This window comes from Luteimonas sp. TWI382, from assembly GCF_039674545.1.
Classification (GTDB): Bacteria; Pseudomonadota; Gammaproteobacteria; order Xanthomonadales; family Xanthomonadaceae; genus Luteimonas.
This window is the reverse complement of the sequence record NZ_JBDJNS010000002.1, coordinates 269,331-278,847: the sequence shown is the minus strand read 5'-3', so window position 1 is coordinate 278,847 and position 9,517 is coordinate 269,331. Positions and strand designations below refer to the sequence as shown.

Annotated in this window: 9 protein-coding genes and 1 CRISPR repeat array; all 9 genes read right to left on the bottom strand. The window is 64.2% G+C overall.

Going from position 1 to position 9,517, the window contains the following annotated elements; all coding sequences use genetic code 11:
* Positions 1-5: 5 nt before the first annotated feature.
* A CRISPR array of direct repeats spans positions 6-828; the repeat unit is 31 nt; unit sequence GTTGCAATCCACGCGCCCGTGAGGGCGCGAC.
* A 176-nt stretch (positions 829-1,004) separates the two neighbouring features.
* The 9 genes from cas2 to ABE505_RS02655 all read right to left on the bottom strand — a co-directional run bounded on the left by cas2 (position 1,005) and on the right by ABE505_RS02655 (position 9,485).
* Positions 1,005-1,295, bottom strand: a complete 291-nt coding sequence (gene cas2, locus ABE505_RS02695; RefSeq protein WP_346441873.1) for a CRISPR-associated endonuclease Cas2 — start codon at positions 1,293-1,295, stop codon at positions 1,005-1,007.
* A 15-nt stretch (positions 1,296-1,310) separates the two neighbouring features.
* A complete protein-coding gene (gene cas1c, locus ABE505_RS02690) occupies positions 1,311-2,345 on the bottom strand; it encodes a type I-C CRISPR-associated endonuclease Cas1c (RefSeq protein ID WP_346441872.1) in 1,035 nt (344 codons plus the stop codon).
* 3 nt (positions 2,346-2,348) lie between these two features.
* The gene (gene cas4, locus ABE505_RS02685) at positions 2,349-2,984 is read right to left on the bottom strand and encodes a CRISPR-associated protein Cas4 (RefSeq protein ID WP_346441871.1); all 636 of its coding nucleotides are present in this window, start codon (positions 2,982-2,984) and stop codon (positions 2,349-2,351) included.
* A gap of 22 nt (positions 2,985-3,006) precedes the next feature.
* The gene (gene cas7c / locus ABE505_RS02680; RefSeq protein ID WP_346441870.1) at positions 3,007-3,873 is read right to left on the bottom strand and encodes a type I-C CRISPR-associated protein Cas7/Csd2; all 867 of its coding nucleotides are present in this window, start codon (positions 3,871-3,873) and stop codon (positions 3,007-3,009) included.
* The gene (gene cas8c, locus ABE505_RS02675; protein WP_346441869.1) at positions 3,870-5,705 is read right to left on the bottom strand and encodes a type I-C CRISPR-associated protein Cas8c/Csd1; all 1,836 of its coding nucleotides are present in this window, start codon (positions 5,703-5,705) and stop codon (positions 3,870-3,872) included. Before cas8c ends, cas7c begins: the two co-directional genes overlap by 4 nt.
* Positions 5,702-6,376: a type I-C CRISPR-associated protein Cas5c gene (cas5c, locus tag ABE505_RS02670; protein ID WP_346441868.1), complete on the bottom strand. Its 675-nt coding sequence runs from the start codon at positions 6,374-6,376 to the stop codon at positions 5,702-5,704. The genes cas8c and cas5c overlap by 4 nt, the downstream gene beginning before the upstream one ends.
* 68 nt (positions 6,377-6,444) lie before the next feature.
* The gene (locus ABE505_RS02665) at positions 6,445-6,924 is read right to left on the bottom strand and encodes a hypothetical protein (protein ID WP_346441867.1); all 480 of its coding nucleotides are present in this window, start codon (positions 6,922-6,924) and stop codon (positions 6,445-6,447) included.
* The gene (locus tag ABE505_RS02660) at positions 6,921-7,151 is read right to left on the bottom strand and encodes a DUF4160 domain-containing protein (protein ID WP_346441866.1); all 231 of its coding nucleotides are present in this window, start codon (positions 7,149-7,151) and stop codon (positions 6,921-6,923) included. The genes ABE505_RS02665 and ABE505_RS02660 overlap by 4 nt, the downstream gene beginning before the upstream one ends.
* 48 nt (positions 7,152-7,199) lie before the next feature.
* Positions 7,200-9,485, bottom strand: coding sequence for a CRISPR-associated endonuclease Cas3'' (locus ABE505_RS02655; protein WP_346441885.1), 2,286 nt, complete (start codon positions 9,483-9,485; stop codon positions 7,200-7,202).
* Positions 9,486-9,517 lie beyond the last annotated feature (32 nt).

Here is a 9,517-nt window from a genome sequence, read left to right as displayed (position 1 = left end):
CGTTTGTTGCAATCCACGCGCCCGTGAGGGCGCGACTCCCGCCATCGCCTGGCGGCCTGCCGAGCATGAAGTTGCAATCCACGCGCCCGTGAGGGCGCGACTTATGCACTCCGAAGGCATGCAGCAGGATGTCATGTTGCAATCCACGCGCCCGTGAGGGCGCGACCGATGATGTCGCGTGCGTCGTCAACCGAACGCGCGTTGCAATCCACGCGCCCGTGAGGGCGCGACTTTTTTCGTCTTCACCACGCCGTGGTGTTGCGTGACGTTGCAATCCACGCGCCCGGGAGGGCGCGACGATTGCGTTGCCAAGGTCGATCCCGCGCTCGGCACAGTTGCAATCCACGCGCCCGTGAGGGCGCGACGCGCTGTCGTCATCCGCGAACATTGCTTCCGAAACGTTGCAATCCACGCGCCCGTGAGGGCGCGACCGGAAGTATGGCGATGCCGCAAACCTATAGCACGCGTTGCAATCCACGCGCCCGTGAGGGCGCGACGTCCACCAGCGCGTGTTACCGGTCGGGTCGTGCAAGTTGCAATCCACGCGCCCGTGAGGGCGCGACCGACGCGAGCGAAGAGGAATTCGCGCGCAGCATCGCGTTGCAATCCACGCGCCCGTGAGGGCGCGACCGTCCCGCCATCGCCTGGCGGCTTGCCGACCATGAAGTTGCAATCCACGCGCCCGTGAGGGCGCGACCTGGTGGGCAGCAGGCCCTGGCGATTACTGTTGAGTTGCAATCCACGCGCCCGTGAGGGCGCGACGACGCGAGCGAAGAGGAATTCGCGCGCAGCATCGCGTTGCAATCCACGCGCCCGTGAGGGCGCGACCGCCCCAAGCGTAAGTGTTGGTCGCAATTGGGCCAAACATGGGGATTCCGCGAACCATGACGATCTGGCAAGGGCTATGTGAGACCAGATTGCGTTCGGAGATTGGATTTCCGAAAAATCAATGGGTTGGAGCGGCGCGAACCGGCCGGGGCTTAGTCGGTCGCTTGGGGTTCGCGTCAGAACACCAGCGGTCCCTTGAGGTCGAGCGCAGGCTTGGCGCCGACATGCTCGACACGGCCTTCCCATTTAGCGCCCAACTGATAGAAGCGAAGGCTATCGAGCGCAGGATCGATGAGGTCGCACAAGCGTTGACGCAACTGGACCCATTGGCTCGGTTCGACCTCGATCTCGAATACCGAGTACTGGACGCGCTGTCCCAAGTCGCGGCAAGCCTTGGCCACCCGGCGAAGGCGCTTCTCGCCACCAGGCGAGCTTGTGCTGACATCGTAGCTGACGAGGACCATCATCTTGGGATCTCCGGGTCACTTCCACAGGAAAGGCGGGTAGCCATCGAGGTCGCCGCGGAGGTGACGGGCCAGCAGTTGCGATTGAAGATAAGGCAGCAGACCGATGTCCACCTTTTCCCCGAGATAGAGGTGCTGCAGTTGTTCGCGCTTGCGTTCCTGGTAGGCCACGAGCACTGTTTTTCGGGCATCGTCCTTGAGCTGTACCGCTCCGTTGTCGAATACGACAAAGTCACGCTCGTTGAGCTGGCGGCGGTTGATCATCGACAGGGCCAGGCGCTCGCCCAGCAGCGGGCGGAATTCTTCGGCCAGATCCAGTGCGAGGCTTGGGCGACCTGGCCGATCCCGATGCAGGAAGCCGACGGCGGGGTCCAGCCCGACGGTCTCCAACGCGGAGCGGCAGTCGTGTGTGAGCAAGGTGTACAAGAAGGACAGCAGCGCATTGAATGCATCTCGAGGCGGCCGGCGGTTGCGGCCGCCGAAGCGCAGCAGCGGCGATTCGATGCGGATCAACTGATCGAATACACCGAAGTAGGCTTGTGCTGCTTCACCCTCCAGGCCACGCAGCACATCAACGTCGCGCTCGAGCAGCACACGTTGGGGAATGCGTTTGAGCCGCTTGAGCGCATGCTGAAAGGCGATGCTGTCCGAAAGCCCTTGGCCGTGGTCGCGCCAGCCGCGTGCCAAGACGGCACGCTGGTTGTGGATCTTTCCCGCCAGCAGGTTGCGGACAATGTTGGCGCAGCGTGCCGGATCGTCGCTGTCGCGATACTGCGTGCGGCGCAGCAGGACGTTGCCGGAGACGGGGCCTTCGACGCGGGCAAGAAAGCGACCTTGCGGGGTGAGATAACAGATGCTGATGCCCTGCTCGGAACAGTAGCCCAGAAGCTGGGGTGATACGGCGACACGACCGATGCAGACCAGGCTCTCCAGCATGTGCACGGGTAAGCGGACGCGTTCCTGGCGCTCGACTTCCATGACGATATTGGCGCCGTCCTTGCGCAGCCAGGCGCCATCAGTGCTCACGTACAGGGTGTTGAGCTGGCGTCGCACGGTTCAGTCGTCCTGGTCGGGTTGTAGTTGCCGCTGCAGCCAGGCTTCGACATTGCGTCGGCCGAGCAGGCGCGGCTGGCACAGGTCGATCAGCGAGCAGAGGTCGCAGCGGCGGGGTTCGTAACGGGCGTGCGGCGTCTGGCCGGCGGCGAACATCTCCCGCGTGGCGGCGATAGTGTGTCGGGTGAGGTCGCGCAATTGCTCGTCGAACATCACATCCTTGCGCCGGCGGGTCTGTCCATAGAACAAGGCGCCGGATCCCACTGGTGTGCCGAGCATTGCTTCCAGGCACAGCGCCTGTGCGCACAACTGGACCTCGTCAGCACGATGCGACTTGGGGCGCCCACGCTTGTACTCCACAGGGAACGGACGTTCAGTACCGTTTGCCCGGTGGAACTCGACCACGTCGGCCTTCCCGGTCAGGCCTAGCTCCAGCGCCAGTAACGGCATCGCAGTGACAGTCCGGACGCCCCGCCGACGTTCGGCCTGCGGAGCGTCGGCGCGCTGGTGCAGCAGTCGGCCTTCGGCGGTGTGCCGGCTCTCGGCCCACTGCTGTTCCAGGTGGATCAGCGCACATTGGCGCGGGCAGTACAGATAGTGCTGGAGAGCCGAGAGCGGGATCAGGTCGTAGTCGTCCATGAAGTCAGACCTCGGTCGAACATCAGAACCGCTCGTCGAGCGTCACGCCTGTGGGCAATTCTCGATCGATCTCGACGCGGTAGTCGGAGAACGCGCGCGCCGGCGTATCGGACACGCCATCCACGCGCGTCACCTTCACCTTGTCGAACAGGATGTGCGCAGGCGCGTTACCCATTGGATGTTCGTGCTTGAACACGAGCAGCTTGCGTGCGGCCATTTCTCCGCGCGCGGCAGAGCGGTCATGTTCGAACAGGTTGGTCAGCGCGCGCCAGAGCAGCTCCAGGTCGTCGGCAGAAAAGCCGGTACGCTCGGCCAGCTTGGCGGAGACGAAGCCGTGCACGCGGTACAGCCCATAAGGCAGAATGTGTTTGCGGCCCATCGTGCGTTCCTTCTCGAGGTCCCGCTCATTCGTCACAGCCACGCGGGTGATCGAGACTTCCAGTGGCAGTACAGGGTCGATCGAACTGGCGAAGGCGATCTGAACGGGCCCGCGAACCTGGCCGCTGTTGACCTCTGTGGTCATCACCGCGCCAAAGGTCCGTACGTCGAAGAAGTTGGCGCACATCCATGCGGTCAGTTCGCGCGCCTTTGCTTCGTCCTTGGGCAGCTTCTTGGCCTCATGCTGGATGCCGAGTGCCTCGTAAGCCTGCTTGTGCTGGTTGTTAAGGACCGATTTTTCTTGCATGTAGATCGCATGGCCGGGCTCGCCTTCCTTCTCCAGCGAGACGTAGTTGCGGATCTTGCGCTTGAGCGCCACATCGGTGACCAGGCCGCGATTGGTTTCCGGGTCCAGGCGTGGCAGGTTGCCAGCGTCGGGATCCCCATTGGGGTTGCCGTTGGTCACGTCGAACAGGTAGACGAACTCGTAGCGGTGGGCAATCGCGCTCATGCGGTTTCTCCTTCGGATTCAATCTTGGTGGCGTCCTGGCCTTCGTTGCGGGCGAATCGTGCCTGGGTCTGGTGGTAGTAGCCGATGGCAAAGCGGCCCTGCGCCTCGATCAGCAGGCTGCGAGGGAAGCGGGTGCCGAGCAGGTCGACGATCTGACCGATCTCCTTTTCTAAGTTCACGGCCAGTCCGGCCTTCTCCCTGCGCAGCTTGCCGAGATGATTCTGGGCGTTGCGCAGCAGCATAGGGAACACGCTGGCGGGCGTGGCCGAGGCCGCGCCGTAGTAGCGGTCGCGAATGGTGGCGTTGAGCTGGCCGCCGAGCGCGGCGCGCTGTACGTTCTCCAACGTGGAGAACAGTCGCCCAAGCAGATAGCCGGGGTCGGTGTTGCCGGGTTCGAGACTCACGGGTGGTGCCCCCTTGTCGGTTGACGATCCTTGTTGTGCGCCCAGCCGCGCGTCGCGCGCCAGGACGGCCTTGCACAATGCAACGCGCAGCGGCGTGATCTGTCCGTCCGCGCGGAATCGCATGACAACCGTGCCGAGCACGCTGCGTGGATAGCGCGCGCCGGTGAAGATGGCGCGGGTCAATTCCCCCGCCAGCAACGGCGGGATGTCATCGGTTTTGGGCCGTCCCTTGTCGCCGTGGATCGGTGCGGTCTGGAGGGCGAGATACTGTGGTGTCGGTGGACGATTCCAGGCGCGCGGCTGCAGCGCGAGATCGTCGTGGTGATCGGCCAGGCGCTCGACGAAATTCGCGAGCGACTCGGTTTCCCAGAATCGGATCGACAGGCGTGAGGCGTTCGGTGCAAGGCCGAGCACGAAGACGCGGGTGGCGTCGTCGAGGTCAATGCCGAGTTCACGCAGCGGCCGCGCTTGTCGAATCTGTTCCAAGATGGCCTGCAGCCTTTGATTGGCCTGACCCTCCTGGAGTTCGTCGGCACCTGCGTCATCGGTGCCGAGGAAAGCAGCCAAGAGGTCTTCGGCGCGGGCGCTCTGTGCGTGGCTCTCGGCCCGTGCCCAGAACACGACGGTGGTGTCACCGATCTGCTTGCGGTGGCGCGAGCCACGGCGCAACAGATGATTGAGTGCGGTGGTATAGGCAAAGGCTGCCTGTTCGGATACAGGGGCGTTCTCGCCCTGGATCTTTCTGTACGAAGTGAAGGCGTCCAGATTGAAAGAAACGATGGACGCGCCGGAACTTTGCGCGCCACTCACGCCCTTGATGGCCGGATGCAGACGCGCCAGCGCTGCGTGCTCGCCAGTGACCAGACACATGCCGCGCGTACCGCCGCCAGCTTGGCTTTGCAATCGCTCACAGGCAGCGCGTGCGGCGCTGCGCTGATGCAAGTAGCGCTGTTCGCCGTCGAAACGGAAGACGATATTCGTATCCAGCATTGCCTCGCCGTGGCGTGCGAAATGTGGATCGTCTGCGAACTGCGCCGGTGTCCATCGGTCGAGGAACATCAGCAGCGCGCATAGGGCAGGATCGTCGCTATCGCCCAGTGTCTGGCGGTGCAGGGCCTTGAAGGCCTCGTGTTCCTCCGCGCTGCGCCTGCTGGTCGCGCTGACGCCGAGCGCGTAGCTGGTCTTGTCCCACAGGAAGTTTGACTTCACCGCCACCGTGCGCTTCTGCGGCTGGGGCACATCCAAGGGCCTGGAAACACGTCTCGCGCCGCCGTTGTCGTGTTCGTCGTGTACGTCCACGACACTGCCGTCGGTCGCCAGGACGATCGTGTAGCCGATCTTCTCCTGGCTGTAGCCGGGCGTTGCGATGCCGGAGTCCGGGTCCTCCAGGAGGCGCTGGTAATAGTCGGCGAGGGCGGACAGGATCATGCGTGCACTTCCCCATCGCCTGGCTGCGGCACCTCGACGCGGCCGTCGATCATGCGCGCGCGGAAGAATCGGGGGGTCATGCCGTCGGCGAAGTCGATGTCGTGCAGCATCCAGCCCAGGTCGCGTTCGCCAAGTATTGATGGATCGAGTGGGGGCAGCAGGTAATCCCCCTCGACCAGCGCGAAGTGGGCGGAAAATTCGCGCGTCCCCAGGCATGGCGCCTGGAAACATTGCCCCCGCCGCGCGCGCCTGTTGAAGATGTCCAGATGCTTGCCGACGTTGTCGTCAGGTCCAGCCTTGTCCGTCAATTCGAAGTGCGCGGCAATGACGTAGTGCACATCACGCAGTACTGTGGCCGCGCGTTGCTGTCGATCTTCTTCGACGTAGTGGACCAGCCCGTCGGTACGGCCCGCTTTCATGGCCTTGCCGACGCTGGCTGCCGAAAGCTTGCTCCCGACCTCGTTCCGCCGGATCGACTCGAAACGGATCGGCTTGAGGACCTGGATGCTATCCACCACCCAGCGGATCGCCGGCTTCCAGTGGATCGCCTCGAGGATGCCGCGCGCTGCCGATGGCGTGATGACGTCGTAAGACACCCGCTCGACTTTCATTTCCGGGCGCGTGAACAACGCCCGCTCACCCCAGACGTGGAGCTTCACCCCGTAACTCATCCCTGTTTCCCCTGTCGCGGCTCGGCGCCGCTTTCGATACTACGAATGCCGATCTCGCAAGTTGAGACTCACGCGGCTTGACCATAATCGAAGGCGTGGCGCATGTCGTTGGCGCGCATGGTTTCCCAGCCCAGCATGGCCAATCCGACCGTCCGCGGGATCGGTTTGGCGCCGCTGCGGTAATAGGCCAGCATCCGGCGACTGATATCCAATGCGTGTGCGGCGGCCTCCAGGGTCAGGCCGTGATGCGACATCCAGGCCAGCAGTTGCTGGTGAGAGAAGCCACCAGCCTGCTCGATGGCCAGTGCGCGCAGGTTGTCGCTGGCCAAGCCGAGGTCTTCGTCGCCCGCGAACACGATGCCGCGCTGCCACTCGTCGAGGGCGGCCTGGGCAAAGACGGCGGGATCGGCCACGGGCGCGAGCGCAGGGTGGCGGGCAATGACGTCGCCCAGTTCCACATCGAAGCGCTGCCCGTCGGCGAAGGCAAGCGCAAGGCGGGAGGGGCCGGTGACGTCCAAGCGCGTGATGAAAAACTGCGACTGATTCATGGATTGAGCTCTTGCCACTTGGCGATGAGGGCGTTCGTACGGGTCTGGGCCCAGGCCAGGGCGTCGGCGAGTTCTTTACGCCGGATCGCACCCGACAAAACCCGCAGCGTGCGGATCTCGACAAGCGCCTCGCGTCCATCGTGCGTGCGTACGTGGAAATGTGGTGGCGCGTGATCTGCTGCGTACATCGTGATGGTGCAGCGCTGGAGGCGGACGAGAACAGGCATATGATAATAGTGCAATAGTTGCACTTATTGATGAATGCGGGGCAGCAGTCAGATGACGAGTCCAAGTGCATCAAGGAATTGCGGTTGCTCCCAGTGCAGACCGAATCGCGCGTCGTACAGCCGAGGATTGACCAAGCGCACGAACTGATCGCCATACCGGTCGGGGGCCACCGCCGCGATGGCGTGGGACGCCCACAGCGCCTGGTACGCCTGCTCAGGCACCTGCACCAGCCAAGACTGGAGCTTGCGGGCGATTCCGGTAACGCCGACATCTCCGGCATGTTCCAACTGGCGCAATGTCTCGGCTACATCGGGTGCCTCGTCATGCTGGCCGGCGATGTAAGGCACGATGACCGGACGCATCGTGGTGCGGATCACCTTGAACCTGCGTGCGAGGGTCTCCATGGGCAGGCTGTCGATGGTGCAGTCGCGGAGCAGCGCCAGCAGGTCCTCCCGGTCGAGTCGGCCGTCGCCCAGCCGCCAGTACAGTTCACGGAAGTAGGCGGTGACCGCGTCTATCGCCAGCAGATCGTTGCGATGGGCACGCTCGACGCTGCGGAAGACCTCCGCGAACAGCTTGAGTTCCTTTGGCGGCGCCCAGTCCGGGTTGCTTGGATCGAACACCAGGACCTCGCTGGCGTCGATGTCCCATTCCTTGTTGCGGTTACAGCGGCCCGCAGCCTGCGCGATCGCGTCCAGGCCGGCTTCGGCGCGAAGGACGGTCGGGAAGGAGACATCGACGCCCGCCTCGATCAGGCTGGTCGAGACCAGCCGGCATGGTTGCCCGTCCGACAGCAGGCTGCGCACGTCGGCGAGCACGGCACTGCGGTGCCGGGCGTGCATCAGCGTGGTCAGATGACGCGCCCCGGGATGCTCACCAATGGCTTCGAACAGATGCCGCGCGTGGCGGCGGTTGTTCACGATGCACAGCACCTGTTCTCGTCGATGCAGATGATCGGCGAGGGCGTCATCGTCCAGAACGCCGGCGTGGCGCACGCGCACTCGACGCAGGCGTTCGTACAGTGCGGGCGGGTCGGGCGCGAGTTCACGTACGGCCTCCAGCCCGTCCTTGAAGCCGTGGGACCGCGTCAATGCAGGCTGGGTGGCGGTGCACAGCACTGGGCTGACCCGGTAGTTGCGCGCCAGTTCGTCCAGCAGCGCCACGCACGGGCGCAATGATTCCAGCGGCAGGGTCTGGGCTTCGTCTAGGATCACTACGCTGCCCGCGATGTTGTGCAGCTTGCGGCAGCGCGCAGGGCGATCGGCGAACAGGCTCTCGAAGAACTGCACGGCAGTGGTGACGACGATCGGGGCGTCCCAGTTTTCCATCGCAAGGCGACGCTTGGCGATCGACTGCGGTGCCTTGCCCGGGTCGTCGAAGAACGCGCCGTGATGCTCCAGCACGACGTCGTCGTCGCCGAGCTCGCCGAGCGCATGACGAAACACCCGCGCAGTCTGCTCGATGATGCTGGTGAACGGGATCACGTAGATCACCCGGCGCAGCCCGTGGGCGATGGCGTGGTCCAGCGCGAACGCCAGCGAGGCCAGCGTCTTGCCGCCGCCGGTGGGGACGGTCAGCGAGAACTGGCCTGGATCGAGCCCGGCCTTGGTGCGGACGTCGTGCAGAATGCGGGCGCGTATCGGATTGATACCGCCTTCTGTCGGAAACTTGGCGAGGTGGGCATCCAGGCGTTCCCGCAGTTGGTGCAGCGACGGCTTGTGGCCGGTCTCGGCCTCGCGCAAGGGACGGGCCTTGATGCGGCGGTAGAAATCGTCCGTATCGACGAAGTCTGCATCGACCAGGCACGAGAAGAGCATCCTGGCGAGCAGGGACAATTGGAAAATCCGGCGCTTCGGATCGGGGTGCGGGACGAATCCATCGGGAAGCGGCAAGGTGGCCGGCAGTTGGACCTCCTGATCCCAGTCTGGCAGCAGCGGTGGCAATGAGTACGCATCGGAAAGCCGCTCATGCAGCGAAGTGCGCGACTGATCCTCCTGCCCCGGTCGACCATTCGCGAGTCCGGCATGATGCCCGGCGATGCCGTAGGCCATCAGCGAGCCCAGGTTGCCGTAGCGTTGTCGAGCGATGCGTGCGCCCCAAGTGGCATGGTCGACGCGCGCCGGATCGCCACTCAGACGAGCCTGGAACGCATTGGTGTACTTACCCAGATCGTGCAACTGACCGGCGGCGCGAGCCAATGGCCGGGCGTTGAATGCGGCGGCGTACTCGCCCGCACGTGCGCCGACCGCCTCCAAGTGCGCATCCAGAGCCTGCCAATCAGAGCGATCGACAGACTCTGTGGAATGCGCGTAGAAACGCCGCGAACGCGTCATGTCCTGCTCCCACTGCCGGATTTCCGGCTTCG

Excerpts from the sequence above, each read along its gene's own strand:
- ABE505_RS02660 (WP_346441866.1), bottom strand. The coding sequence starts at position 7,151 with ATGCCTGTTCTCGTCCGCCTCCAGCGCTGCACCATCACGATGTACGCA.
- cas2 (WP_346441873.1), bottom strand. The coding sequence starts at position 1,295 with ATGATGGTCCTCGTCAGCTACGATGTCAGCACAAGCTCGCCTGGTGGC.
- ABE505_RS02655 (WP_346441885.1), bottom strand. The coding sequence starts at position 9,485 with ATGACGCGTTCGCGGCGTTTCTACGCGCATTCCACAGAGTCTGTCGAT.
- ABE505_RS02665 (WP_346441867.1), bottom strand. The coding sequence starts at position 6,924 with ATGAATCAGTCGCAGTTTTTCATCACGCGCTTGGACGTCACCGGCCCC.
- cas4 (WP_346441871.1), bottom strand. The coding sequence starts at position 2,984 with ATGGACGACTACGACCTGATCCCGCTCTCGGCTCTCCAGCACTATCTG.
- cas8c (WP_346441869.1), bottom strand. The coding sequence starts at position 5,705 with ATGATCCTGTCCGCCCTCGCCGACTATTACCAGCGCCTCCTGGAGGAC.
- cas5c (WP_346441868.1), bottom strand. The coding sequence starts at position 6,376 with ATGAGTTACGGGGTGAAGCTCCACGTCTGGGGTGAGCGGGCGTTGTTC.
- cas7c (WP_346441870.1), bottom strand. The coding sequence starts at position 3,873 with ATGAGCGCGATTGCCCACCGCTACGAGTTCGTCTACCTGTTCGACGTG.